1 protein-coding gene is annotated in these 249 nt (G+C 43.4%); it reads right to left on the reverse strand.

The annotated features are described in order from the left end of the window. The coding region (locus AAEY79_RS15900; RefSeq protein WP_352289630.1) for a hypothetical protein at positions 1–249 on the reverse strand (249 nt) is incomplete at both ends.

Consider the following 249-nt stretch of genomic DNA (forward strand, 5'->3'; position numbering starts at 1 on the left):
CATATAATAGGCGTAAATAATCGTAAATCTCAGTAATCGTCCCAACTGTTGAGCGCGGATTGTGGTTGGTTGATTTTTGCTCAATAGCGATTGCCGGAGATAAACCCTCGATACTATCGACTTCTGGCTTTTCCATCTGTGATAAAAATTGACGCGCATAAGCAGACAGACTTTCGACATAACGGCGCTGTCCTTCGGCATACAGGGTATCAAATGCTAATGACGATTTACCAGAGCCTGATAAACCTG

Origin of the sequence: Psychrobacter sp. GW64-MNA-CIBAN-0177, assembly GCF_040309585.1 — a bacterium.
Lineage (GTDB): Bacteria > Pseudomonadota > Gammaproteobacteria > Pseudomonadales > Moraxellaceae > Psychrobacter > Psychrobacter okhotskensis.